This is a genomic window from Hymenobacter caeli (assembly GCF_013294115.1).
GTDB lineage: Bacteria > Bacteroidota > Bacteroidia > Cytophagales > Hymenobacteraceae > Hymenobacter > Hymenobacter caeli.
Genome location: NZ_JABSNP010000001.1, coordinates 224,950 through 249,664, shown reverse-complemented (window position 1 = coordinate 249,664; position 24,715 = coordinate 224,950). Strand labels below are relative to the sequence as shown.

Annotated in this window: 20 protein-coding genes and 2 tRNA genes; 9 read left to right on the top strand and 13 right to left on the bottom strand. The window is 61.1% G+C overall.

The features are described 5' to 3' along the window. Positions 1 to 38: 38 nt before the first annotated feature. The 9 genes from HNP98_RS01055 to mltG all read right to left on the bottom strand — a co-directional run bounded on the left by HNP98_RS01055 (position 39) and on the right by mltG (position 6,641). Complete coding sequence (locus tag HNP98_RS01055; protein ID WP_173808187.1) at positions 39 to 1,019, bottom strand: FAD binding domain-containing protein; 981 nt, start codon at positions 1,017 to 1,019, stop codon at positions 39 to 41. Continuing rightward, positions 1,016 to 1,648, bottom strand: coding sequence for a (2Fe-2S)-binding protein (locus HNP98_RS01050; protein WP_173808186.1), 633 nt, complete (start codon positions 1,646 to 1,648; stop codon positions 1,016 to 1,018). Before HNP98_RS01050 ends, HNP98_RS01055 begins: the two co-directional genes overlap by 4 nt. A 146-nt stretch (positions 1,649 to 1,794) precedes the next feature. Then, positions 1,795 to 3,045, bottom strand: coding sequence for a zinc dependent phospholipase C family protein (locus tag HNP98_RS01045; RefSeq protein WP_173808185.1), 1,251 nt, complete (start codon positions 3,043 to 3,045; stop codon positions 1,795 to 1,797). Positions 3,046 to 3,246: 201 nt separating this feature from the next. Further along, positions 3,247 to 3,331: transfer RNA gene (locus HNP98_RS01040), tRNA-Ser, on the bottom strand. 74 nt (positions 3,332 to 3,405) lie between these two features. Beyond that, positions 3,406 to 3,492 (bottom strand) — tRNA-Ser (locus tag HNP98_RS01035). A 108-nt stretch (positions 3,493 to 3,600) separates the two neighbouring features. Further along, a complete protein-coding gene (locus tag HNP98_RS01030) occupies positions 3,601 to 4,581 on the bottom strand; it encodes a YihY/virulence factor BrkB family protein (protein WP_317171010.1) in 981 nt (326 codons plus the stop codon). Positions 4,582 to 4,670: 89 nt separating this feature from the next. Beyond that, complete coding sequence (locus HNP98_RS01025; RefSeq protein ID WP_173808184.1) at positions 4,671 to 5,078, bottom strand: acyl-CoA thioesterase; 408 nt, start codon at positions 5,076 to 5,078, stop codon at positions 4,671 to 4,673. A gap of 59 nt (positions 5,079 to 5,137) precedes the next feature. Further along, positions 5,138 to 5,491 (bottom strand): four helix bundle protein, encoded by a 354-nt coding sequence (locus HNP98_RS01020; protein WP_173808183.1) that lies wholly within the window; start codon positions 5,489 to 5,491, stop codon positions 5,138 to 5,140. Positions 5,492 to 5,552: 61 nt separating this feature from the next. After that, positions 5,553 to 6,641, bottom strand: a complete 1,089-nt coding sequence (gene mltG, locus HNP98_RS01015) for an endolytic transglycosylase MltG (protein WP_173808182.1) — start codon at positions 6,639 to 6,641, stop codon at positions 5,553 to 5,555. 175 nt (positions 6,642 to 6,816) lie between these two features. Between mltG and HNP98_RS01010 the strand changes: the two genes are divergently transcribed. Next, a complete protein-coding gene (locus tag HNP98_RS01010; protein WP_173808181.1) occupies positions 6,817 to 7,449 on the top strand; it encodes an L-threonylcarbamoyladenylate synthase in 633 nt (210 codons plus the stop codon). A 91-nt stretch (positions 7,450 to 7,540) separates the two neighbouring features. Here HNP98_RS01010 and HNP98_RS01005 read toward each other — a convergent pair whose 3' ends face one another. Next, on the bottom strand, positions 7,541 to 8,443 hold the full coding sequence (locus HNP98_RS01005; protein ID WP_317171009.1) for a lysophospholipid acyltransferase family protein: 903 nt from the start codon (positions 8,441 to 8,443) through the stop codon (positions 7,541 to 7,543). Beyond that, on the bottom strand, positions 8,440 to 9,300 hold the full coding sequence (locus tag HNP98_RS01000; RefSeq protein ID WP_173808180.1) for a DUF4249 domain-containing protein: 861 nt from the start codon (positions 9,298 to 9,300) through the stop codon (positions 8,440 to 8,442). The genes HNP98_RS01005 and HNP98_RS01000 overlap by 4 nt, the downstream gene beginning before the upstream one ends. A gap of 174 nt (positions 9,301 to 9,474) precedes the next feature. Between HNP98_RS01000 and HNP98_RS00995 the strand changes: the two genes are divergently transcribed. From HNP98_RS00995 to HNP98_RS00965, 7 genes are all read left to right on the top strand, one after another. After that, complete coding sequence (locus tag HNP98_RS00995; protein ID WP_173808179.1) at positions 9,475 to 10,110, top strand: WbqC family protein; 636 nt, start codon at positions 9,475 to 9,477, stop codon at positions 10,108 to 10,110. Positions 10,111 to 10,263: 153 nt separating this feature from the next. Next, on the top strand, positions 10,264 to 12,870 hold the full coding sequence (locus HNP98_RS00990) for an ATP-dependent Clp protease ATP-binding subunit (protein ID WP_173808178.1): 2,607 nt from the start codon (positions 10,264 to 10,266) through the stop codon (positions 12,868 to 12,870). Positions 12,871 to 12,997: 127 nt separating this feature from the next. Next, positions 12,998 to 15,136: a S9 family peptidase gene (locus HNP98_RS00985; protein ID WP_173808177.1), complete on the top strand. Its 2,139-nt coding sequence runs from the start codon at positions 12,998 to 13,000 to the stop codon at positions 15,134 to 15,136. A gap of 81 nt (positions 15,137 to 15,217) precedes the next feature. Further along, positions 15,218 to 16,786 (top strand): acyl-CoA carboxylase subunit beta, encoded by a 1,569-nt coding sequence (locus HNP98_RS00980; protein ID WP_173808176.1) that lies wholly within the window; start codon positions 15,218 to 15,220, stop codon positions 16,784 to 16,786. Between the two features lie 7 nt (positions 16,787 to 16,793). Continuing rightward, positions 16,794 to 17,069, top strand: a complete 276-nt coding sequence (locus tag HNP98_RS00975) for a hypothetical protein (protein ID WP_173808175.1) — start codon at positions 16,794 to 16,796, stop codon at positions 17,067 to 17,069. An 18-nt stretch (positions 17,070 to 17,087) separates the two neighbouring features. Next, positions 17,088 to 18,158 (top strand): M42 family metallopeptidase, encoded by a 1,071-nt coding sequence (locus HNP98_RS00970; protein ID WP_173808174.1) that lies wholly within the window; start codon positions 17,088 to 17,090, stop codon positions 18,156 to 18,158. A gap of 61 nt (positions 18,159 to 18,219) precedes the next feature. Beyond that, the gene (locus HNP98_RS00965; RefSeq protein WP_173808173.1) at positions 18,220 to 19,017 is read left to right on the top strand and encodes a helical backbone metal receptor; all 798 of its coding nucleotides are present in this window, start codon (positions 18,220 to 18,222) and stop codon (positions 19,015 to 19,017) included. On the opposite strand, the gene HNP98_RS00960 is transcribed toward HNP98_RS00965, so the two are convergent. Together HNP98_RS00960 and HNP98_RS00955 are read right to left on the bottom strand one after the other, a co-directional pair. After that, entirely contained in the window at positions 19,001 to 20,110 is a 1,110-nt protein-coding gene (locus tag HNP98_RS00960; RefSeq protein WP_246274904.1) for a 3-phosphoshikimate 1-carboxyvinyltransferase, read from the bottom strand. The two genes, HNP98_RS00965 and HNP98_RS00960, sit on opposite strands and share 17 nt — an antisense overlap. Before the next feature lie 295 nt (positions 20,111 to 20,405). After that, a complete protein-coding gene (locus HNP98_RS00955) occupies positions 20,406 to 21,446 on the bottom strand; it encodes a 3-dehydroquinate synthase (protein WP_173808172.1) in 1,041 nt (346 codons plus the stop codon). Positions 21,447 to 21,725: 279 nt separating this feature from the next. On the opposite strand from HNP98_RS00955, the gene HNP98_RS00950 reads away from it, so the two are divergent. Then, positions 21,726 to 24,710 (top strand): SusC/RagA family TonB-linked outer membrane protein, encoded by a 2,985-nt coding sequence (locus HNP98_RS00950; protein WP_173808171.1) that lies wholly within the window; start codon positions 21,726 to 21,728, stop codon positions 24,708 to 24,710. Positions 24,711 to 24,715 lie beyond the last annotated feature (5 nt).

The following is a 24,715-nucleotide window of genomic DNA, read 5'->3' as shown; positions in this document are numbered from 1 at the left end:
AAGTAGCGCGGCGCGGCGGCCCGCATCGGCGGCGCGGCCTAGGCCGGCAGTTCCAGCAGGGCCCGCACGATGGTGCTCTGCGCCAGCTCCATTTTGAAGCGGTTGTGCTCGTAGGGGTGCGCGCCCTGCACGGCCGCCGCCGCCGCCCGGCGGAACGTGGCCTCGGTGGCCGGCTGGCCCACGAGCAGCTTTTCCACGGCGGGCACGCGCCAGGGCTTGGTGCCCACGCCGCCCAGGGCCACGCGGGCCGCCTTTATCTGGCCGCCCTGCACGTCGAGGCCCACGGCCGCCGATACCAGCGCAAAAGCGTACGAAGCCCGGTCGCGCACCTTGAGGTAATGCGACTTGCGGGCGTGGGCCGCCGCCGGCAGCAGCACCGCCGTGATGATTTCGTCGGCTTCGAGCACCGTTTCCACCTGCGGCGATTTGCCGGGCAGCACGTGGAAATCGACCAGGGCCACGCGGCGCTGCTTGCCTTTGCTGTTCTCCAGCAGCACCACCGCATCGAGGGCGGCCAGGGCCACGGCGAGGTCGCTGGCGTTGGTGGCGATGCAGGCCGGGCTGCCGCCCAGGATGGCCAGGTTGCGGTTGTCGCCGGTTTGGGCCGGGCAGCCCGAGCCCGGCTCGCGCTTATTGCACGGAAACGCGCCGTCGCGGAAGTAGCCGCAGCGGGTGCGCTGCAAGATATTTCCGCCGATGCTGGCCATGTTGCGCAGCTGCGGCGAGGCGCTCAGCAGCAGCGACTGCGACACCGCCGGGTACTGCTGCACCACCAGCGGGTGCTCGCCCACGTCGCTCATGCGCTCCAGGGCCCCGATGCGCAATCCGTCGCTGGTCATCTCAATACCCTTGAGGGGCAGTTGGTTGACGTCGAGCAACTGCGGGTGCTGCTCCAGGTTAGATTTCATCAAGTCCAGCAGGTTGGTGCCGCCGGCGATGAACGCCGCCGCGGGCTCGGCCTTGCGGGCCCCGGTGGCTTCCTTGGCCGTTTTCAGGGCCGTGTAGGTGAAATTGTTCATCCCTGCGCCCCTCCTTTCTGGGCCACTTCGCGCACGGCGGCCAGTATGTTGGGGTAAGCGCCGCAGCGGCACAGGTTGCCGCTCATCCACTCGCGGCACTGGTCGTCGGAGGTAGCGTGCCCTTCTTTCACGCAGGCCACGGCCGACACAATCTGCCCCGGCGTGCAGTATCCGCACTGGAAGCCGTCGTGCTTGATGAACGCCTCCTGCATCGGGTGCAGGTGGTCGCCCTGGGCCAGGCCCTCGACGGTGGTTATCTCCTTGCCTTGGGCCATCACGGCCAGCGTCAGGCAGGCGTTCACGCGCCGGCCGTCCACGAGCACGGTGCAGGCCCCGCACTGGCCGTGGTCGCAGCCTTTCTTGCTGCCGGTCAGGTCGAGGTTTTCGCGCAGCGCGTCGAGCAGGGTCACGCGGGGTTCGGCACGCAGGGTGCGGGCGGTGCCGTTCACGCGCAGCGTGAGGTCGGTGGGGCCGGCCAGGGTTTTGGCGGGGGCGGCGAAGCGTTCGGCGAAGCCGGTGAGCGGCGGGGCCAGGGCCAGGCCCAGCAGGCCCCCGGCTTGCTTCACAAACGTCCGCCGCGAGCCGTCGGCCGCGGAGCCGTCGGCTTCGGGGGTGTGGTCGTGGTTCATCGGAATAAACGTAGAGAGGTAGAAACGGCTGCGGTAGCGCCAAAAGCTGATACGCAACTCTTACCCTTTCTGACAATCCGAACGACCTAAAAGTTGTCCTATTTCTCTAATTTAGAATCTGTCTCAATATTTAAACAACCAAGCACTTATTTTTCCCCCGCTCCGCCGGGCAGGGCGCGCAGCTCCGTCAGCGCCGCTTGGGTTTCGCGGCGGTTGTCGGCTTCCCGCTCCTCCTTGTCGGCCGGGGCGGCCTGGCCCCCGGCAAAGAAGGTCAGGATGTTGGTCCGCATGGGCGGCGTGAGGCCGGCGAATTTTTCCTTGGCCAGCTTGCGCACCCACTCGCCGTAAGTTTTGTCGGCCAAGCCGTACTCACCGAAATGGGTGGCGTGGCCGGTGTCGAAATCCTCGTTGGCCAGCATAAGGGCGGGTACTTGGGGGCCCTGCTCGCCCAGCAAGCCGCAGTACACTTTGACCACGCTGGCGAAGCTGGCCCGAAATATTTTGATGGCTTCGGGCGTGGGCGGGCGGAACGCGAAGGGCTTCAGGGGCCCGATTTTCGGCAGAATGCCGATGAACGTTGACAGCACCCGTGCCCCGAAGCCGGGGCGTTCGTAGCGTCCGCCGTACCGCTCGCGGTACTCTTTGCGGTTTTGGTGGTACACGAAGGCCCGCCGCTTGATGCCGGGGTTCAACTTCCGAATTTCCTTCTTTTGGTAGTGCCAGGCCGCCCGCGAGGCCAGCGGAATGACGTGCTGCACCGAAAAGCGAAAGGTGGCCACGCTCACGTCGGTGTTGAAGAACACCTTGCCCAGCGGCAGACCGTAGGTTTTCTCGAACGCCCGCTCCAGCAGCTCTTTGGCTACTTCGAAGCCAATGGCGTTGTGGTACTCCTCGGTGCGGTAGCGGCCGGCGGCCACCTGCGTCACGTCGAAGGCAAATTCGAGCTGGTTGTGCTGCTTGGGGCCCTCCTCGTAGGTGACAACATTGCCGTACCTGGCCTTCAGCTCGGGGTAGACCAGGGGCATGGCGCGGTTGGTGCCCTCGGCGTGGCCGTGCAGGTCGGCGGCGTAGTGGGCCAGGGCCCCGAGGGCAAAGGCGTATTCGTTGCGGTTCTGGGCCCCGTCGAGCAGGTTGCGCACGAAGTCGCCCGAGCGCACGTAGTGCGTGAGGTTGGTGAAGAGGGCGGCCCCGAGCGGGTAGTAGCCCATGTCTTGGATGATGGCCCCGCCGTAGGCGTAGGCCTTGGCCTTTACGAGGTCCTCCGGAGTGGAGCCGGGGAAGCGGCGCTCCAGGGCCGGCACCAGGCACCGCTTCCAGCACGAATCGACGTTGGCCTGGTGCGTCAGCACAGAGTAGGCCGCGGCCGGCGCGAGGCTTAGGCCGCTAAGCGCCAGCAAAAGAACAAGAAACCGAAGCATCGGAGGGGTTTAGTAAAAATATAGATAGCAATAACGCGGGATAAAAACACAACAATAAACGGCCCAAACGGAGGAGCTGCCCCCCGAGTTGCCCGGCAGGGACAGACGCCGCCCATGCCCACCAAAAAGCCCCGTCTCCGGGGCGGAGGCGGGGCTGCTGGCCATTGGCACCGGCCGTTGCAGAGAAGGAGGGATTCGAACCCCCGGACCTGTTACAGTCAGCGGTTTTCAAGACCGCCGCAATCGACCACTCTGCCACTTCTCTGGGTAAGAAAAGCCTGCAAAGCCGGGTGCCAATCAGCAAAAAAGGCTTTTTCTGCGGTAGAAAAAGCCTTTTCGTAGAGAAGGGGGGATTCGAACCCCCGATACCGTTGCCGGTATAACGGTTTTCGAAACCGTCGCATTCGACCACTCTGCCACCTCTCTAGCGGGCCCCCGAGTGGTTCGGGGACCGCAAAAGTAGTGAACAATGCATAATTAAGCGCGGGCCCCACAGAAAATTCCTCCAAAAAACGCCATTCCGCCGCGCTGACGCTAGCCGGCCGGCTTTAACGCCTCATTCTTAGCGCCTTTTAGCCGGCCCGTCACCGCGTCCATGCTCACGTTCACCTCAAAGCCGATAATGAGCGTCATGCACACGAATTCCAGCCACACCATAAAGCCCACCAGGGCCCCGATGGACCCGTAAAAATGGTTGTACGAATCGAAAATGCGCACGTAAAGCGTGAACAGGAACGATACCAGAAAGATGAGCAGCGTGGCCACCACGGCCCCCGCCGAGAGCAGCGGCCACTTGTCGTGCACGGGCGGCACGAAGTAGTAAATCACGCACGTCGTACTCAGAAACAGCGCCAGCAGCGAGCCGTAACGCACCAGCGACACCACGAGGTCGGTGTAGCGCTCGGGCACGATTTCGTAGAACACCAGCCCGTCGATGAGGTAGGTACCAAAGAAAATACCCGCGATAGCCAACACCAGAATAAACGCCAGTATAAAAGTCAAAGCTATAGCGATGAGGCGTTTGCGAATATAACTGCGGTGCTTAAAGCTAGGGTATTTTTTCTCGAACGCGTCGAGCAGGGCCATAATGCCGTTGGAGCTGAGCACCAGCGCTGTGCCGAACCCGAACGAAAGCAGGGTCCCGTGCTTGATATTCACAATATCTTCAATGGTTGAGGCCGTGGCGGAGTACAGCTCGGGCGGCATAAAGTCGGCCAGGAACTGCAAAATGTCCTCGCTCAGGTTCGGGATGCGCAGGTAGGGAATGAGCGTGAACAGGAAGATGATGGTCGGAAACACGGCTACCGTGAGGTTGAAGGCCATGTAGGCGGCCCGCTTTTCCAGGCTGTCGAGGCGCAGCTCGAGCAACATCCGGTCGATGACGTCGTAGAGCGAGGCGCGGCCCCCGAAGAGCCGCAGCCGCTTCAGCCCCACGATGACGCGCCGGTACGGCCGCTGCCGGCGCAGGTCGGGCAGCTGGGTGCGGCGGCGCAGAACGAGGGCAGGGGCTTTCACGGAAATTATGAGTTTAAGTGTTGAGTTTTAAGTGAACACTACGCATTCTTTGCTTATTACTTAACATCCAACACTCAGCATTCAACACTTTAAAAATACGGCGCCAGCCGGTCAACGACGTCGGCCGGCACGGGCACCGGCCGGCCGCTGGCCAGCTTCACGAACACCATCAGCGTGTGGCCTTCGGTGAGCAGCTCGCGGGCTTCGTTGTACACTTCGTATTCGAACAACACGCTGGCCCCCCGCGCGGGTTTCCGCAGCAGCAGGCGCACGGTCAGCAGGTCGTCGTAGCGGGCCGGGCGGCGGAATTTGGTGCGCAACTCACCCACCGGCATCCCCACGCCCGCCGCTTCCATTTCCTTATACGAAATGCCCAACTGCCGAAACGCCTCGGTGCGGGCCACCTCGAAGTACGCCGCGTAATTGCCATGATAGACGTAGCCCATCTGGTCGGTTTCGGCGTAGCGCACGCGAATTTGGGCGTCAGAGGAAAACAAGAGAAATGTTGAGTTTTAAGGGCTAAGTGTTGAGTTTCGGGTGGGGCCACCAGTGCAGCCTACAGCAGATTAGCTTGCGCAGTTTTTACGATTGCGGTTAAAATATTGACGAGTTGGTTCGCTTCGTTCAGAGCAGGGCCTAAATCCAGTTGCGTGAGCCCGCCTTGGGTGAGTAACTGCAACCAGTACCGAGTTTCCCGAGCCTCTTTTGAAGCAATGGACATTTTAGCAGCAAAATCGCGTTTTGATATGGCAGCGGAAGCCTCTGCGACGTTCGCCCCGATACTGGTACCACTCCGCAATAATTGTTTTGACAACACAAATTCCCGTTCAGCGCTCAGCAACTTGTATAACTCTACAACCTGCAAAGCAAAGGCGAAGCTGCGCTCAGCAATTGGATTTTCAATCTTCATCCGGCCCAGAAAATGACGGTTTGCCCTAAAACTTAAAACTCAACCCTCAAAACTCAACCCTTCACCGTATTCCCGCCCGGTTCAGCGCGGCTTGGTAGCGGCGGGCGTTTAGCAGGTGGCCAGCTTCGTTGACGGCAAAGGCGTGGTAGCCGCTGAAGTCATCTTTGGCGCAGAAGTACAGGTAGTTGTTCTCCTCGGGGTGCAGCACGGCGTCGATGCTGGCGATGCTGGGCAGGTCGATGGGGCCCGGGGGCAGGCCGGCGTATTTATAGGTGTTGTAGGGCGAGTCTTTTTGCAGGTGCACGTTCAGCACGCGCTTGATGGTGAAGTCGTGGTTGGCGTATACCACGGTGGGGTCGGCTTGCAGCTTCATGCCTTTTTTGAGGCGGTTGAGGTACACGGCCGCGATGCGGGGGCGCTCGTCGGCGTGCTGCTGCTGCTCGGCCTCCACGATGCTGGCCAGCGTGCTCACCTGGGCCCGGGTGAGGTGCTCCTTTTCGCGGGCTTCGTCGCGGGCGGGCGTCCAGAACTTCTCGTACTCCTTCTTCAGGCGCTGCATGAGGTTGGGGGCCGAGGTGTTCCAATACAGCTGGTACGTGTTGGGAATGAACATGGTGAGCACCGTAGTGGTGTCGAAGCCCAGGCTGCGCGTATAGTCCGGGCTGCTCAGCAACGAGTCGATTTGGGCGGGGCGGGCGTCGATTTGGTGCGAGAGCTTGGCGGCCAGCTCGCTGCGCAGGCGCACGTTGGCGAAAGTGAGCTTGAGCGGCGACTGAATCCCGGCCCGCAAAATGCCGATGAGCTGGCGGTTGGTGTAGCCGTCCTTCAGCTCGTAGCGGCCGGGCTTCACGGCCCCGGGCCGGTCGTACTTCATCAGCCGGGCCACGAAGTGCATCGAGAGGCGGTCCACCACGGTGTGGGTTTTGTCTACCGAGTCGAGCACGGCCTTCCAGGTTTCGCCCCGGTGCACGAGCACGTAGACGGACTGGCCCTTGGTTTCGATGTTGGGCGTAAAAAAAACCTGGTAGAAATAATAAGAAAAACACACCAGGCCCAGGCCCAGAATAGAGACGATGGCGGCGTTGCGGTTGCGGCGGCGCACCGAGAGGTCGCGGCGCTCAACGCTTGACAGTTTGACAGGTTCGGACATGGGAAGCGCGGGGAGAATCAGCAGGACGGCCCCAAAAGTACGCACCCGCCGGGCGGCCCTTTTCACGGCCGGCCGGCCCGGCCCGAAAACAATGGCGGCACGAAACGGAGTTACTGCTTACTTTTCGCCCGTTTTAAACCTTCGCGGTTCGCTTCTCCCCTCTCTTCCGAATAATATGGCTGCCACGCTGCTCCGCATTCACCCCGACAACCCGCCCGCCAACCGCATTCAGCAAGCCGTGGACGTCCTTCGCAAGGGAGGCGTCATCATCTACCCCACCGATACGGTGTACGGCATCGGCTGCGACGTGACCAACGCTAAAGCCGTGGAACGGGTCTGCCGCATCAAGGGCCTGCACCCCGAAAAAGCCAACCTGAGCTTTATTTGCCACGACTTGTCGCACATCAGCGACTACGCCCACGGCATCACCACCACCACCTACAAGGTTATCAAAAAAGCCTTGCCGGGGCCCTTCACGTTCATTTTCGAGGCCAGCGCCAACGCCCCGCGCCACGGCGGCGTGAAGCGCAAAACGGTGGGCATCCGGGTGCCCGACAACCAAATTATTCGCCAGCTGGTGAAGGAGTTCGGCAACCCCATCGTGAGCACCTCGGTGCGCAGCGACGAAAACACCCTCGAAGAATACGTGACCGACCCGGACCTTATTTTCGAAAAATACCGCGCCCTGGTGGACCTGGTAATCGACGGCGGCTTCGGCGGCAATGTGCCCAGCACCATCATCGACTGCACCAACGACGACTTCGAGCTGGTGCGCCAGGGGGCCGGCGACATCGAGCAGTACCTGTAATTAATAAATGGGTGAATGAGTGAGGGGGTGAATGGGTGAATGCCGGTAAAGCCATTCACCCATTCACCCCCTCACTCATTCACCCATTGGTTCACCGCCGCTTGTGTTTCCAGCGGCGGTGCGTCCAGAGGTATTGTTCGGGCGAGGCCTGGATGTCCCGTTCCAGCTGCCGGGCAAAGGCTTCGGTGATGGGAAAGGCCCCGGGCGGGGCGGCGGCTACGGCCGCCGCGTCTGGCATTTCGGTGAATTTGATTTCGTAGTAGCCGCGCCGCAACCGGCGGATGCCCACGTAGAGCACGGCGCAGTCGAACTGCGCGGCCAGCCGCTCGGCGCTGCTGTAGAAGCCGGTGTCCTGGTGCAGAAAGGTGGTCCAGTAGGGCCGGTCTTCGGGGCCCGCGGCCTGGTCGGTGAGCAGGCTGATGTTGCGGCCGCCGCGCCGGTGCTGCACCAGGTAGCGCAGGGTGGCCAGCATGGGCACGGCCTCGGCCCCCAAGCGGGTGCGCACCCGCCGCATAAAGGCTTCCACGAACGGGTTTTTGAACGGCTTGTACACGCCGGCCATTACGCCGGGCAGGGCCAGGGCCCCGCTGCCCAAAATCCACTCCCAGTTGCCCATGTGCGAGCCCAGCGTGATGACGGGCCGCTGCCGGGCCAGGGCCCCCGCCATCAATTCGGGATTCACCCAGCGGGCCCGCCGCGCCAGCTCGGCCGGTTGGATGGCGGCCAGCTTCAGGATTTCGACCACCAGCTGGGTGAAGTGCCGGTAGAAAGCCCGGCTGATGCGCTGGATTTCCGCCTCGCTCTTTTCGGGAAAGGAGTTGCGCAGGTTTTCGCGTACCACCCGGCTTCGGTAGCGCAGCCCGTGGGCCAGCAGGAAATACAGCCCGTCGGCCACCACGTACAGGGCCCCCAGCGGCAAATGGGCCAGGCCCAGCAGCAGCCAGTTCAGCGGGGCGTAGTACCACGGGTAGGACCGGGCGGCGGCTGGGCTCACCGCGAGGCGGCCCCGGCGGGGGCGTACTCGGTGGTGCTGCGGCGGCCGGTGGCGCGGTGGCTGGTCAGCAGCTTTTTGCCACTGTACACGTCGATGAGCAGCGCAAACTCGCCCTCGGGCAGGGGCCCGAACGGCAGCTGGCCGATGACGGTGGTGGGCCGCCCGGCCTGGGGCGTGAGGGGCGCGTCGGCGTCGGCGGCGGTGCCGTCGGGGGCGGCCAGGTGGTAGTGCAGGCGCAGGGGCTGGCCGGCGGGGGCCCCTTGCAGCTCGGTGTAGAAGTACAGGTTATCGGCCCCCCGGCCAAAAAAGCCGCTCGGGGCCCGCGTCAGCAGGTAGCCGCCGCGCAGGAAGGTGTCGTCGCCGTTGCTTTTCACGGCGGGGCGGGCCAGCAGCAGCACGTCGCTCAGCACCGGGCCCGTCGGGGCCTCCAGCACCAGCGGGCGCTCCACCACGGCCTCGCCGTTGGCGCTGCGGTACTGGTCGTGCACGGTGCCGCGCAGCGTGTAATGGCCGTCGGGCAGCGGAATGCGCTTGAGGAAGCTGAGCGAATTTTTCAGGGCCATCGTGGTGTCGTTGATGACCGGCGGCTTCAAAACCACCGTCTCCTTATACGCTGGCTTGCCATCGGCTTTCAGGATTTCCAGCGTGACGGTGGCCGCCGACTGGAACGCCCGGGGGGCCCGCTGCCGGTAGGTGAGCGACTGGGTGGGCACCGTGACGTACAGCTCCACCTCGGCCCCTTTTTCCACCTGGTTCAGGTTGCGGAAGCGGGCCACGTCGAGCAGCAGCCGGGGCGGGCCAGCCGGGGCCGCCAGCGCAGGGGCTAGGCCGGCCCACAACATCAAAAAGAAACGCATGGACGAAAGTACAGTCATCGGTGAGCAGTTATCAGTAGGTAGCTATCAATTGTCGGTGGGCTGTCAGCTATGAATAGTGAATCCTAAAAAGTGGGCACCTTTGGTGTTTACCGTGCCCCGGCCATCATCAATCGTCCGCTGGCAATTGCTCACTAATATCTGTTCACTGCATTTATGTTGATTATTTCTGAGTTGCACTACCACCCGCCGGCGGCATTTTTTGCGGCCCTCCTCCGGGCCGACGGTCTGGTGTTGGAAGCCCGGGAGAACTACCGTAAGCAAACTTACCGCAACCGCTGCCTCATCCGCACGGCGCAGGGCGTGCAGCCCCTCACGGTGCCGGTGGTGGCCGGCAACCGCGCCGAAAAGGTCAGGACGTCCGATATTGAAATCGATTACCGCCAGCACTGGATTCACCGCCATTGGCGCACGCTGCAAACCGCCTACGGCAACAGCCCGTATTTTGAGTATTACGCCGATTACCTGCACGACATTTACCAGCAGAAACCCGTCCTGCTTTTCGACCTGAACCTGGCCTTTTTACGGCTGGAGCTGCGCTGCTTCCGGCTCACTTTACCCTTAAGTTTCACTACTGCGTACCACGCGCCGGGGCCCTTGGCCCCGGCTGACTTGCTGGATCGGCGCGATTGGCTCAGCCCCAAAGCCAGTGGCGCGGGACCTGACAGTCCGGCAGCCTGCGGCCTGGTGCGGCCCTACCCGCAAGTGTTTGGCCCAGGTTTTGAGCCCGGGCTCAGCATCCTGGATTTGCTGTTTGCGCAGGGGCCGGCGGCAGGGTCTTTTTTAGGCTGAATTTTTCTAAACTTCGCCGGCCCGTTTTCGTTTCTCATTTGCACGAACCTTCGCCCGAACCGGCTTGTTTTCAAGCTAACTCGGCCATACCCGTTTTCGTCTATTATTATTCCCGACGCGGGGCTATCCATTTTTTTCATTACGTTTATCTGCATGGAAGCTAAATTCTCGAACCGCGTTAAGGAGGTCATTTCCCTGAGCCGGGAGGAGGCCATCCGCCTCGGCCACGACTACATCGGCACAGAGCACTTGCTGCTGGGCATGATTCGCGAAGCCGAAGGCACGGCCCTCGGCCTGTTGCGCAAGCTGGGCGTGGCCCTCGATGAGCTAAAATTCTCGCTCGAGCAGGCCACCCGCAACACGGCCACTCAAGGCAACAGCATCACCGGCTCCATTCCGCTCACCAAGCAGACGGAGAAGGTGCTAAAGATTACCTACCTCGAAGCCAAGATTTTTAAGTCGGAAGTCATCGGTACCGAGCACTTGCTCCTCTCGATTCTGCGCGACGAGGACAACATCTCTTCTCAAATTCTCAGCAAATTCAACGTGAACTACGAAACCGTCCGCGATTCGCTGGACTACCACGGCAACGCCACGCCCGCCGCCAAAGCGCCTGACACCGACGACGACGACAACGACCGCCTCTTTGGTGGCCAGCAAGGCCGCGGTGCCCAAGGCCAGGGCAATGCCCCCGGCGGGGCCAAGCGGGCCGGCGAAAAGTCGAAAACCCCGGTGCTCGACAACTTCGGCCGCGACCTCACCAAGCTGGCCGAAGACGACAAGCTCGACCCCATCGTGGGCCGCGAAAAAGAAATTGAGCGCGTGGCCCAGATTCTGAGCCGCCGCAAAAAGAACAACCCCATCCTCATCGGCGAGCCCGGCGTGGGCAAAACGGCCATCGCCGAAGGCCTTGCCCTGCGCATCATCCAGAAGAAGGTAAGCCGCGTGCTGTTCAATAAGCGCGTCGTGACCCTGGACCTAGCGTCGCTGGTGGCCGGTACCAAGTACCGGGGCCAGTTCGAGGAGCGCATGAAGGCCGTGATGAACGAGCTGGAAAAGTCGCCCGACGTGATTCTGTTTATCGACGAGCTGCACACCATCGTGGGGGCCGGCGGGGCTTCGGGCTCGCTCGACGCTTCGAACATGTTCAAACCGGCCTTGGCCCGGGGCGAGATTCAATGCATCGGGGCCACGACCCTGGACGAGTACCGCCAGTACATTGAGAAGGACGGGGCCCTGGCCCGCCGCTTCCAGATGGTGATGGTGGACCCCACCACGCCCGAGGAGACGATTGAAATTCTGCACAACATCAAGGACAAGTACCAGGACCACCACCACGTGGTGTACACGGACAAGGCCATTGAGCAGTGCGTGATGCTGAGCGACCGGTACATGAGTGACCGATTCCTGCCCGACAAAGCCATTGACATTCTGGACGAAGCCGGGGCCCGCGTGCACATCAACAACATTGTGGTGCCCGAAGACATTCTCACGCTCGAAGAGCAGATTGAGAACATCAAAGGCGAGAAAAACCGCGTGGTGAAATCGCAGAAATACGAGGAAGCCGCCAAGCTCCGCGACACCGAGAAGAAGCTGCTGGACCAGCTCGAAACGGCTAAGAAGAGCTGGGAAGAGGAAACCAAGAAGAAGCGCTACACGGTGAAGGAGGAAAACGTGGCCGAGGTAATCGCCATGATGACCGGCATCCCCGTTTCGCGCGTGGCCCAGAACGAAAGCCAGAAGCTGCTCAACATGGGCGAGGAGCTGCAGGGCAAAGTGATTGGCCAGGAGAAAGCCATCAAGCAGCTGGTGAAAGCCATTCAGCGCACCCGCGTGGGCCTGAAAGACCCCAAGAAGCCGATTGGCTCCTTCGTGTTCCTGGGCCCCACGGGCGTGGGCAAGACGGAGCTGGCCAAGGTGCTGGCCATGTACCTCTTCGATAAGGAAGACGCCCTGGTGCGGGTGGACATGTCGGAGTACATGGAGAAGTTTAGCGTGTCGCGCCTGGTGGGCGCGCCTCCCGGCTACGTGGGCTACGAAGAAGGCGGCCAGCTGACGGAGAAAATCCGCCGCAAGCCCTACTCGGTGATTCTGCTCGACGAGATTGAGAAGGCCCACCCCGACGTGTACAACCTGCTGTTACAGGTGTTGGACGACGGCATCCTGACCGACGGCCTGGGCCGCAAGGTGGACTTCCGCAACACCATCATCATCATGACCTCCAACATCGGGGCCCGGGACTTGCAGGACTTCGGCGCGGGCATCGGCTTCGGCACCAAGGCCCGGCAGGACAACATGGACGAGTTGACCAAGGGCACCATCACCAACGCTTTGAAGAAAACTTTTTCGCCTGAGTTCCTCAACCGTTTGGACGATGTGATTGTCTTCAACTCGCTGGAGAAGAAGGATATCCACAAGATCATCGAAATCAGCCTGCGTAAGTTGCTCTCGCGCGTCAGCGCTCTGGGCTACAAAGTAGAGTTGACCGACAAGGCCAAGGACTTCGTGGCCGAGAAAGGCTATGACCCCAAATACGGGGCCCGGCCGCTGAACCGTGCCATCCAGAAATACATCGAAGACCCGATTGCCGAAGAAATCCTTAAAGCCCAGGTGTTACACGGTGACGTCATCACGGCTGATTACGAGGACGGCAAAGACGAACTTATCTTTTCAGTAAGTAAGAGCGACGAAAAGCCCAACCTGGCCAGCGACGAGCGGCCCGCTGAGGCTCCCGAGTCGCCCGATACGGACAAGAAATAAGCGCTAAGCGCGGCAGTGAGAAGCCGGTTCCCGTGAGGGGACCGGCTTTTTTGCTACGTGTCTGTTACCTTAACGCGGAGTTGGCCAACAAAGGCCAAACGGCTGTGATCCTAAATTTTCTTGCTTTATGAAAATTCTACAACAAGCTGCTTTGGTTAGTGCGGGAGTGGCCCTGGCCACCGGGGCCCTAGGCCAAACGGCTCCCGTGGCGGCAGTCAAGCCCAAAGTATTCACCAACTTCGGCGTTACGCGGACGGATAATTACTACTGGCTCAATCAGCCGGAAAGTCCCGAAGTGTTGGCCTACCTCAACGCCGAAAATGCCTACTACGACCAGGGAATGGCCGGCACCAAGGCTTTGCAGCAGAAGCTGGTGGCAGAAATTAAAGGCCGCATCAAGGAAGACGATGCCTCGGTGCCTTACCGCGACAATGGCTACTACTATTACACCCGCTTCGAGCAAGGCGGCGAGTACCCGATTTATTGCCGCAAAAAAGGCAGCCTGGCGGGCCCCGAAGAAATATTGCTCAACGCCAACCAGCTGGGCCAGGGGAAAGCGTACTTTCAGGTGGGCGGCTGGGCAGTAAGCGACAATAACCAGGTGCTGGCTTACTCCGACGACGTGGTCAGCCGCCGGTTGTACTCGCTGCACTTCAAAGATTTAGCGACCGGTAAGCTTTACCCCGAAAGCATTGCCAATACGGGCGGGGAAGCCGTGTGGGCAGCCGATAACAAGACGGTGTTTTACACCAAAAAGGACGTTACGACGCTCCTGCCCTACCAAGTGTACCGCCACACGCTGGGCACCGATCCCGCGCAGGACGCGCTGGTGTACGAAGAGAAAGACAACACCTTTCACGTGGGCGTGAGCCGTACAAAATCCAAGAAATACGTGGGCATCGAGCTGGGCAGTTCGCTCTCGTCGGAGTACCGCTACCTGGACGCGGCCGCGCCAACGGGGGCGTTCAAAGTGCTTGCTGCCCGCGAGCCCGACCACTTATACGAGGTAGAAAACATGGGCAACCAGTTTTACATCCGCACCAACTGGCAGGCCCCCAACTATCGGCTGGTGGTGGTACTCGTGGCCAACCCCGCCAAAGCCAACTGGCAGGATGCCCTGCCCCGGCACCCCGAAACGTTCCTGGCGGGCTTCGACCTATTCAAGGACTACCTCGTGCTAAACGAGCGCCGCGAGGGCCTGTTGCAGCTGCGTACCATCCGGTGGAAGGACAAGGCCGAGCAAAAAATTAACTTCAGCGAAGTGGCCTACACGGCCACCATCGGGGTGAACCCGGAGTTTGACACGCCGACGCTGCGCTACAACTACACGTCGCTCACCACGCCGAGTTCAGTGTACGACTACGACCTGGCCACCCACAAAAGCACGCTGCGCAAAGAACAGGCCGTGCTCGGCGGCTTCAACAAGGCCGATTACATGACGGACCGGGTATTTGTAAAGAGCCGCGACAACGCGATGATTCCCATGTCCATCGTGTACAAAAAAGGCACAAAGCTGGACGGCAGCGCCCCGCTGCTGCAATACGCCTACGGCTCTTATGGCCTCTCTACCGACCCCACCTTCAGCGCGGCCCGCCTAAGCCTGCTCAACCGCGGGTTTGTGTACGCCATTTGCAACATCCGGGGCGGGCAGGAAATGGGCCGGCAGTGGTTCGAAAACGGGCGGATGCTGCACAAGATGAACAGTTTCACCGACTTTATCGACTGCTCGGAATACCTCACGAAAGCCCACGATTCGCCCGGCGAGGCGGGCAAGCGCCAGTACACGTCCACGGCCAAGCTGTTTGCCCTGGGCGGCAGCGCCGGCGGGCTGCTGATGGGCGGCATTCTCAACATGCGGCCCGATTTGTACAAGGGCGTCATCGCGGCCGTGCCGTTTGTGGACGTGGTGACCACGATGTCCGACCCTAGCATTCCGCTCACCACCGGCGAGTACGACCAGTGGGGCAACCCCGCCGACGAGCAGTACTTCAAGTACATGCTCTCGTATTCGCCCTACGACAATGTGAAAGCCCAGGCCTACCCCAATCTGCTTGTTACTACCGGCTTGCACGACTCGCAGGTGCAGTACTACGAGCCCGCCAAGTGGGTAGCCAAGTTGCGCGCCACCAAAACCGACCACAACCTGCTGCTGATGCACACCGACATGGCCGCGGGCCACGGCGGGGCCTCGGGCCGGTTCAAGTCCATTGACGACACCGCCCGGCAGTTTGCGTTCATGTTAATGGTACTGGGCCTGAATTCGTAGGGGGCGGCCCCGTTCTCTGCGTTTACTCGGCACGCCGCCTATCTTTGGACTACTGTATTTTACGCCCTGCTCCCACCCGCAATGCCCGACCCGCACGTACACGACGCCCTTTCCAAAACCGACTTACTGGCCCGCAAAAACGAGGAAGCCTTGCTCGGCGGCGGCCTAGCCCGCATCGACGCGCAGCACAAAAAAGGCAAGCTCACGGCCCGCGAACGGCTGGATTTGCTGCTCGACGAGGGGTCGTTTGAGGAAATTGGCAAGTTTGTGATGCACCGGGCCCGCGATTTTGGGCTGGATAAGGAGCACTACCTCGGCGACGGGGTGGTGACGGGCTACGGCACGGTGCACGGCCGGCTGGTGTACGTTTTCTCGCAGGATTTCACGGTGTTCGGCGGCTCGCTGAGCGAAACCCACGCCGAGAAAATCGTGAAAATCATGGACCTGGCCCTGAAAAACGGGGCCCCCGTGATTGGCCTGAACGACTCGGGCGGGGCCCGCATCCAGGAAGGCGTGGTGAGCCTGGGCGGCTACGCCGACATCTTCTACAAGAATACCCTGGCCAGTGGCGTGGTGCCGCAGCTCTCGGCCATCATGGGGCCCTGCGCGGGCGGGGCGGTGTACTCGCCGGCCATCACCGACTTCATTCTGATGGTGGAAGACACGAGCTACATGTTCGTGACGGGCCCCAGCGTGGTGAAAACCGTAACCCACGAAAACGTGACCAGCGAGGAGCTGGGCGGGGCCAGCACCCACAGCACCAAAAGCGGCGTCACGCACTTCACGGCCGCCAACGAAGTGGTGTGCATCCAGCAGCTCAAGCAGCTGCTGAGCTACATGCCCCAAAATTGCGAGGAAACGGCCCCGGCCCAGTCCTACACGGCCGAGGGCGACGAAAGCCGGCCGGTGCTCGACACCATCATCCCCGAAAACGCCAACCAGCCCTACGACATCCGCGAAGTAGTGGAGGGCCTGGCCGATGCCGGCTCGTTCATGGAAGTGCACCGGAATTTTGCGGAGAACATCGTGGTGGGCTTCGCGCGGCTGGCGGGCCGCAGCCTGGGCATCGTGGGCAATCAGCCGGCGGTGCTGGCCGGCGTGCTCGACATCAACGCCAGCACCAAAGCGGCGCGGTTCGTGCGCTTCTGCGACGCGTTCAACATCCCGCTGCTGGTGCTGGAGGACGTGCCCGGCTTCCTGCCCGGCACCGACCAGGAGTGGCGCGGCATCATCACCAACGGGGCCAAGCTGCTCTATGCCTTTTGCGAAGCCACCGTGCCGCGCATCACCGTCATCACCCGCAAAGCCTACGGCGGGGCCTACGACGTGATGAACTCCAAGCACATTGGGGCCGACCTGAACTTCGCCTGGCCCAGCGCCGAAATCGCCGTGATGGGGGCCAAAGGCGCGGCCGAAATCATCTTCAAGCGCGAAATCGCCGCCGCCGCCGACCCGGCCGCCAAGCTTCAGGAAAAAGTGGCCGACTACCAGGAAAAATTTGCTACTCCCTACCGCGCCGCCCACCGCGGCTTCGTGGACGAAGTAATTTTGCCCGCGCAAACCCGGCAGAAATTAATTCGGGCCTTTAAAATGCTGGAGAATAAAGTGGATACGCTACCGCGCAAAAAGCACGGTAACATTCCGCTGTAACCTGGCCATGAACAACTGGCAATTAGCAAGCACTATTTTTCTGGTCCTGGGAATTGCCGCCCTGGTTATCGGCCTGTTGCTTCGCTTCAAGGCAGGGCGCTGGGTACTGGGGCTGCTGCTAGTTGTTTTTTTTATAGCGTCGTTATTTGATGACCATCCCGACCTGACTGGCCCCGATGCCGATACTCGTCCGGAAAAAGCCAGCCGTTTTTTGTTAATTGCCGGCGGCATTTGCCTTGCCCTTACCCTGCTTATTAGCTATTCTCACCCGTCGGTGAGTTAAGCATTTTTCTATTAAAATATGCGTCCCGAATCATTCGAGTTTCTCGAAAAATACCTTAACAACCCCTCTCCCACCGGCTTCGAAAAGGAGGGCCAGAAATTGTGGCTGGACTACCTCAAGCCCTACATCGACAGCTACTTCGTGGATACCTACGGCACGGTGGTGGGCGTCGTCAACCCCGACGCGAAGTACAAGGTGGTGATTGAGGCCCACGCCGATGAGATATCCTACTTTGTGAATTACATCACCAAGGAAGGCTACCTGTACCTGCGCCGCAACGGCGGCTCCGACCCGCTGGTGGCCCCGAGCAAGCGCGTCAACATCTTCGGCAGCAAGGGCATCGTGAAGGGAATATTCGGCTGGCCGGCCATCCACGTGCGCAAGGTGGAGCAGGACAAGGCCCCCACCATCGAAACCGTGTTCCTGGACTGCGGCGCGGCCAGCGCGGAGGAAGTGGAGGAAATGGGCATCCACGTGGGCGCGGTGGTCACGTTCGAGGACGAGTTCACGGTGCTCAACGACAAGTTTTACGTGGGCCGGGCCCTGGATAATCGAGTGGGCGGCTTCATGGTGGCCGAGGTGGCCCGCCTGTTGAAGGAGAACGGCAAAACCCTGCCCTTCGGCCTGTACATCGTGAACGCCGTGCAGGAGGAAATTGGCCTGCGCGGGGCCGAAATGGTGGCCCACCGCATCAACCCCGACGTGGCCATCGTGACGGACGTGACCCACGACAGCCAGTCGCCGATGTACGACAAAAAGACGGCGGGTGACATTTCCTGCGGCAAGGGCCCCGTCGTCACCTACGGCCCCGCCGTGCAAAACAACCTGCGCGACCTCATCATCGGCACGGCCCAGGACCAAGGCATCGCCTTCCAGCGGGCCGCCGCCACCCGCGCCACCGGCACCGATACCGATGCTTTTGCCTACTCCGGCTCCGGCGTGGCCTCGGCGCTGATTTCGCTGCCGCTCAAGTACATGCACACCACCGTGGAAACCGTGCACAAGGACGACGTGGAGGCCGTAATTCAGCTGATTTACGAAACCTTGCTGCGGATTGAGGACGGCCACGATTTCCGGTATTTCTCGTAGGCTGAAGCAAGTAGGTTACTATGAAAACGCCGGCAATTGCCGGCGTTTTATGTTTGGTCCGATGAGCTTTACTTCCAACCAGGGTTCCCTTGCCGTGACCGACCAGCTGGGCCGGCGGGTGGTGGTGCCGTTTCCGCCGCAGCGCATTGTGTCGCTGGTGCCTTCCCAAACGGAGCTGCTGTTCGATTTGGGGTTAGGCAAGCAAATTGAGGGCGTTACCAAATTCTGCATTTACCCACCGGAGGCCCGGTACCAGGCAACGGTAATTGGCGGCACCAAAAACTTTGATTTCGCCAAAATAGCGGCCTGCCGACCCGACTTAGTTATTGGCAACAAAGAAGAAAACTACCAAGACGGGATAGCGCAACTAGAGGGCCGCTACCCGGTGTGGATGAGCGATGTGGCCGACCTGGCCGGGGCCCTGCGCATGGTTAAGCAGGTGGGCCTGATTACGAATACCGCCCGCGTGGCCGACCCCATGGCTGACGCCATCGCCGAACGGTTCGGGGCCCTGGGCCCGACCGCAGCCCCCGAAACAGCCGCCTACTTCATCTGGCGCAAGCCCTACATGGTGGCCGCGGCGGGCACGTTTATCGACGACCTGCTGCGCCGGGCCGGCTTTGCCAACGTGTTCGGGGCCCTGGGCCGCTACCCCGAAATCACGCCGGAGCAGCTGGCCGCCGCCGCGCCCCGGCGCATTCTGCTGTCGTCGGAGCCGTACCCATTCCAGGAAAAACACCTGGCCGAGCTGCGCGGAATATGCCCGGCAGCGCGGGTCGAGCTGGTTGACGGTGAGATGTTCAGTTGGTACGGTAGCCGGCTGCTGCACACCGCGGCCTACCTTAGCCGGCTTCGCTGACAACAAAACCGGCCCCGGCCAGCTCGTTCCAGAACTGCGGGTACGACTTGCGCACCACTTGCGGCGACGCCACCGTGAGGGGCCCGCGGAGGGCCAGCGGGGCAAAGGCCATGGCCATCCGGTGGTCATGGTAGGTGGCCACCGCCTGGTTCGCCACCCGGAAGTTAGCGGAAACAGCCCGGAACACGCCTTCTTCCGTTTCCCGCAGGTCACCGCCGAACTTGGCCAGCTCGGTTTGCAGCGCGGCGATGCGGTCGGTTTCCTTGATGCGCAGGCTTTCGAGGCCGGTCATGTCCACGGGCAGGGCCAGGGCCGCCGCTACCACCGCCACGGTCTGGGCCAGGTCGGGGCAATCGGTGAAATCGAAGCGCAGCGGGCCGCTGGCGGCCGGCCGGGGGCCCTGGCGCAGCTGCACGCCGCTGCCATCGGCCAGGTACGCGGTTTCGACGCCAAAATGCGTCATGATGCCCGCAATGGCCTGGTCGCCTTGCAGCGACTCCTGGCGCAGGCCCGGCAAAGTAATTTCGGAGCCGGCCGGGGCCAGGGCCACCAGCGCGTACCAGTAGCTCGCCGCCGACCAGTCGCTCTCCACCGAATAGTCGGCCGCCCGGTAGCGGCCGGCAGGCACAGCCAGGCGGGTGGCGTCGGCATTGGTAGTGCATTCCAAGCCAAAGCGGGCCATCAGCGCCGCGGTCATCTCGATGTAGGGCCGCGAGCCCACGGGACCCGTCAGGGTCAGCGCCAGGCCACCGGGCAAGTAGGGCCCCACCATCAGCAGCGCCGAGATGTATTGGCTGCTGATATCGCCCCGCACGCTCAAGCCCGTAGGCCCAGCGTCGGCCGGCGCGGGGGCAAAGCCGTTCAGCCGCAGCGGCGGAAAGCCTTCGGTGCCGGTGTAGGCAATGCTGGCCCCGGCCTGGCGCAGGGCCTCCACCAGCACGGCAATGGGCCGCTCCTGCATGCGCGGCGTGCCGGTCAGCTCGCCGCGCCAACCGGTCACGGCCAGGTAGGCCGTGAGAAAGCGCATGACGGTGCCCGCGTCTTCGGCGCTGAGCCGGTCGGTACCGGCAGCCGCGGCCAGCAAAGCCCGCATGAGCTGGGTGTCGTGGGCATCGGAGAGATTGTGGAGCTGCCCGCCGCCGGCCAGCGCGTGCAGGATGAGGGCGCGGTTGGCCTCGCTTTTGGAGGCGGGCAGGCGGGCCAGGCCGTGCAGGGGCCCGCCGGGCCAGCGCAGGGAAAGCGAATCGTTGATAAGAATATGCGTTTAAAAGTTTCTTGAGAGGCTTGAGTAGCGTGTCAGAAAGACGAAATTAAATTGACGCTGCTTTATGCACAATTTACCGTCCGTCAGCAAAATAGCTAATAGCTAGCAGCTAAAAGCTAGATGCTTACAGCCGGTGGTAGTGGCGCAGCGCGGCCGCAATGTCGGTCTCGGTCACGGGTTGGTCGTACACGCCGTGGCCCACGCCCTGCAACAGCGTGCAATTGATGACGCCCCCGGCGTTCTTTTTGTCTTGCCGCGCAAATTCGGCAATGGCTTCGGTTTCGAGCAGCACAAAAGAAATTTTATCGAACACCGAAAACACGAAGGTTTCGATGCGGTCCAGCTCCTCGGGGTCCAGCAGGCCCCGCTGCGCCGACAGCCAGCTCTCGCAAACCAGGCCGGCGGCCACGGCCTCGCCGTGCAGCACTTCGCGGCCGGGCTGGGTGAGGAGGTAGCTTTCGAGGGCATGGCCCACGGTGTGGCCGAAGTTGAGCAGCTTGCGGGGCCCGGCTTCGAGCGGGTCGCTGGCCACGATGCGCTGCTTGAGCGCCACCGACTCGCGGATGATGGGCGTCCAGTCGTCGGTGAGCCAGCCCAGGCGGCGCTGGTGCTCAAAGGTTTCCGAGTCGGCAATCAGCCAGTGCTTCAGCACCTCCGCGTAGCCCGCCTTGAGCTGGCGCGGGTCCAGCGTTTCCAGCAGCTGCGGGGCAATGAACACCCCCAGCGGCTCCTGGAACACCCCCAGATGGTTTTTAAAGCCCTGGTAGTCAACCCCGGTTTTCCCTCCCACCCCGGCATCTACCTGGGCCAGCAGGGTGGTGGGCACCTGCACAAAGGCCAGCCCCCGCTTGTACACGGCCGCGCAAAACCCGCCTAGGTCGGTCACCACGCCGCCGCCCACGTTCACCAGCAAGGCGTGGCGGTCGGCCCGGTGCCGCGTCAGCAGATCCCATACTAGGTCGCAAGTGGCGAGGGTCTTGTATTCCTCCCCGGCCGGGATTTCGATGAGGTGGTGGCCCGGGGGCAGCGCGGTGGCCAGCACCGGCAGGCACAACCGGGCAGTATTGGTATCAGCCAGCACGAAAACCTGGCTGAAAGCCGGGCGGTGCAGGCAGGTAGCCAGCTCGGGTAAGGCCGTGGGACCGATAACGACGGGAGCATTCATGGAGCAAAAGTCCGCACAAAACCCGGTAGTGTACCGCAACATTTGCTTAATGCAAGCGCGCCTAATAAGGTATTTATTAAGTAATAAAATTTACATATTTTAATATTAAAATAGTTTTCAAAGTACTGTTAACGTGAATTTTAAAATTGAAAAGATTAGTGGCTTTCGGACTTCTATTTTAAAATTTTTCCTCCCTCGGCTACTAAATCAAAAACATATGATAATTTGCCACCAGGTTGTATAACCATAGTCTTCATTTTTTAACCTTTCCCCTTCTTTATGAAGCAATTTTCCATTTTAGTCTTCTTGATGCTTACGTGCCTGATGCAGCAGGCCTTTGCGCAGGACAAGACACTTTCGGGCCGAGTCACTGATAAAGCGAGCGGTCAAGGCATCCCCGGGGTAACGGTGCTTGCCAAGGGCACGAGGGCTGGTACTGCTACCAACGCCAACGGCGATTTTTCATTTAGTGCACCTGCTGGCACTACCACGCTGTCGTTCAGCTTTGTGGGCTACAAAACAATCGAGAGCGATGTAACAGCTACTAATTCGGTAACGGTAGCATTGGACGTGGCTCCCCGCGACCTTGACGAAGTAGTGGTAAACGGCTTGGCTTCTACGGTCAAGCGGTCAAACTTGGCCAATTCGGTGGCCTCCGTGTCAGCAACCGAACTATACGGCAGCACTCGTCCGGTTACCGTGGACGCTGCCCTGAACGGTAAAGTAGTGGGTGCCAACATCAGCTCCAACAGCGGAGCCCCCGGCGGAGGCGTATCGGTGCAGCTACGGGGTATTTCCACCATCACGGGCAACGTGCAGCCGCTGTACATTATCGACGGTGTGTACGCAGTAAGCCAGGAAGTTGGCAACGGTGCTGGGGCAGCAGCTTTTTCGGGAGCTTCTTCGGGCACCGGCCGTACCAGCCAGGATGGCGGAACTAACCGCATCTCGGACCTGAACCCAGCTGACATCGAGTCGATTGAGATTCTGAAAGGCCCGAGCGCGGCCGCCATCTACGGCCAGCGTGCCAATGCGGGCGTAATTATCATCAAAACCAAGCGCGGGGTGGCTGGCCAGACCCGAGTGAATGTTAGCCAAGACATCGGCTGGCAGCGCATCCAGCGCTACATCGGTCACTCCGATTTCGACGCGGCCAAAGTAACGGCGGTGTTTGGGGCCAGCAGCTTGCCTCTTTTCAACGCCGCGGGCGGCAAAACGTACGATTACGAGCGGGAGGTTTTCGGCAACACGGGCAACCTGCGCAACACCAACCTGAGCGTATCGGGCGGTAATGACCGCACCAAATTTTACGTTTCGGGCTCGAATAGCAAGGAAAACGGCATTGTGAACAATACCGATTACCAGCGCAGCTCCATTCGTGCCAACGTGGACCAGAAAATCGGCTCGCGCATTGACTTAAGTCTCAACAGCGGCTATGCCAATTCGTCCAACCGTCGCGGCTTTTTTGGCAATGACAACAACGGGGTATCGGTAGGCTATAACCTGCTGTCGATTCCCAGCTTTGTTGACTTGCACAAAGACCCGGTAACCGGCATTTACCCGGATTCGCCTTACACCGGCGATAACCCCCTGGCCATCGTGGAACGGTCCATCAACCAGGAAACAACCAACCGAGTGACTTCGGCCAGCACCGCGGTAGTGCGCATTCTTGAGAAAGAAAACTCTTCGCTACGCGCCACCGGCCAGGGCGGCATCGACTTCGCTAACTCCAACGCACTGTTGGCCCTGCCCGCCGATTTGCAGTCGCAGGTCAGCTCGGCCAATCCGGGGGTAGCCCGCGTATCCAACAGCAATTTTTTCAACTACAACCTGCAGGCCTTCCTAATCTACGACTGGAAGGTGGGCCCGTTGGCGCTGACGTCGCAGGTAGGAGCCGTGCGCCTGGGCTTGAATGCCAAGCTTCAGTACAGCCAAGGCCAGAACTTGGCACCGGGGCCCCTCCAGCCCGACCGCGGCACCATCGTAACGCAACAGACCTCCATCCAAGACGAGACGGACGTGGGGTACATCGCCCAGCAGGAAATCAACTTTAATGATTTGGTGGTAGCCACCGGCGGCATCCGTTTCGATAAGTCGAGCCGCAACGGTGATGTTAAAAAGCTCTACGCCTTCCCGCGCGGTTCGGTGGCCATCAACTTTGCTAAACTCAACGGTTTCTCACTGGACAAGGTTAACCTCATCAAATTGCGGGCCGCCTACGGCGAAACCGGTAGCCCTGCCTACTTTGGTGGCACTTTCTCGCCCCTGGGCGGCATCAGCACCGGCGGCAATGTTGGCTTTCTGCCTTCAACCCTGGTCGGCAACCCGGCTATCGGTCCCGAGCGGGCCACCGAGTTGGAAGGAGGCATTGACTTGGGCTTCTTCAACAACCGCGTGACCCTCGAGGCCACCGTTTACAACAAGAAGGTTATTGACATAGTACAGGTGTATCCGTTGGCACCCGGCACGGGCGTTAGCTCCATCCGGGCTTACCCGGTGGGCGACCTGCGCAACCGCGGCTTGGAGCTAACCCTGGGCTTGGTACCCGTGCAGCTGCCGAACTTCCGCTGGACTTCGACGACCAACTTCTGGCTCAACCGTTCGGAAGTAACGCGTTTGATAGTGCCCACTATCAACCTGAGCCCTGGTTTCGGGGCCGGCTACGGCACCACCTTCTTCGCCCTGGGCGAATCGCCCTCGCGCTGGTACGGCAGCCCGGTGAGCACCACGACCAACCCCAACACGCCCAGCGGCTACACCCGCTACGGAGAGGCCCAGCCCACTTTCCAGATGTCGTACCTGAACAACTTCACGATTTTCAAGAACTTTGAGTTGTCCTTCCTGCTGCACTGGAAAGAGAACAGCTACACCAGCAACCTGACGGTGACCAACCAGGACGGTTTTGGTACCAGTGCTGACTACAGCCAGCCCTACACCCAGGCCGATGGCACGGTGGTTCCGCTCGGACAAGCCCGCCAGAGCTTCAACGCGGGGTACTACATCCAGAACAGCGGCTACGTGCGCCTGCGCGAAGTTTCGCTTTACTACTCCATTCCGGCCAGCATCCGCACCAGCGCGTTTCACGACTACGTGAAAAATATCCGGGTGGGCGTTTCGGGGAACAATTTGCTCACCTGGACGAAGTACAAGGGCTACGACCCGGAAGTGTCCAACTTCGGCTCGACCAATACCCAGGCGCAAGTTGACGTGGTTAGCTACCCTTCGACGAAGCGGGTGTTCTTCCACGTCAACCTGGACTTCTAAATCAT

Coding starts and splice junctions, on each gene's coding strand:
- HNP98_RS01055 (WP_173808187.1), bottom strand. CDS start 1,019: ATGAACAATTTCACCTACACGGCCCTGAAAACGGCCAAGGAAGCCACC.
- HNP98_RS01050 (WP_173808186.1), bottom strand. CDS start 1,648: ATGAACCACGACCACACCCCCGAAGCCGACGGCTCCGCGGCCGACGGC.
- HNP98_RS01020 (WP_173808183.1), bottom strand. CDS start 5,491: ATGAAGATTGAAAATCCAATTGCTGAGCGCAGCTTCGCCTTTGCTTTG.
- mltG (WP_173808182.1), bottom strand. CDS start 6,641: ATGTCCGAACCTGTCAAACTGTCAAGCGTTGAGCGCCGCGACCTCTCG.
- HNP98_RS01010 (WP_173808181.1), top strand. CDS start 6,817: ATGGCTGCCACGCTGCTCCGCATTCACCCCGACAACCCGCCCGCCAAC.
- HNP98_RS01000 (WP_173808180.1), bottom strand. CDS start 9,300: ATGCGTTTCTTTTTGATGTTGTGGGCCGGCCTAGCCCCTGCGCTGGCG.
- HNP98_RS00995 (WP_173808179.1), top strand. CDS start 9,475: ATGTTGATTATTTCTGAGTTGCACTACCACCCGCCGGCGGCATTTTTT.
- HNP98_RS00990 (WP_173808178.1), top strand. CDS start 10,264: ATGGAAGCTAAATTCTCGAACCGCGTTAAGGAGGTCATTTCCCTGAGC.
- HNP98_RS00985 (WP_173808177.1), top strand. CDS start 12,998: ATGAAAATTCTACAACAAGCTGCTTTGGTTAGTGCGGGAGTGGCCCTG.
- HNP98_RS00980 (WP_173808176.1), top strand. CDS start 15,218: ATGCCCGACCCGCACGTACACGACGCCCTTTCCAAAACCGACTTACTG.
- HNP98_RS00975 (WP_173808175.1), top strand. CDS start 16,794: ATGAACAACTGGCAATTAGCAAGCACTATTTTTCTGGTCCTGGGAATT.
- HNP98_RS00970 (WP_173808174.1), top strand. CDS start 17,088: ATGCGTCCCGAATCATTCGAGTTTCTCGAAAAATACCTTAACAACCCC.
- HNP98_RS00965 (WP_173808173.1), top strand. CDS start 18,220: ATGAGCTTTACTTCCAACCAGGGTTCCCTTGCCGTGACCGACCAGCTG.
- HNP98_RS00960 (WP_246274904.1), bottom strand. CDS start 20,110: ATGCGGGCTTTGCTGGCCGCGGCTGCCGGTACCGACCGGCTCAGCGCC.
- HNP98_RS00955 (WP_173808172.1), bottom strand. CDS start 21,446: ATGAATGCTCCCGTCGTTATCGGTCCCACGGCCTTACCCGAGCTGGCT.
- HNP98_RS00950 (WP_173808171.1), top strand. CDS start 21,726: ATGAAGCAATTTTCCATTTTAGTCTTCTTGATGCTTACGTGCCTGATG.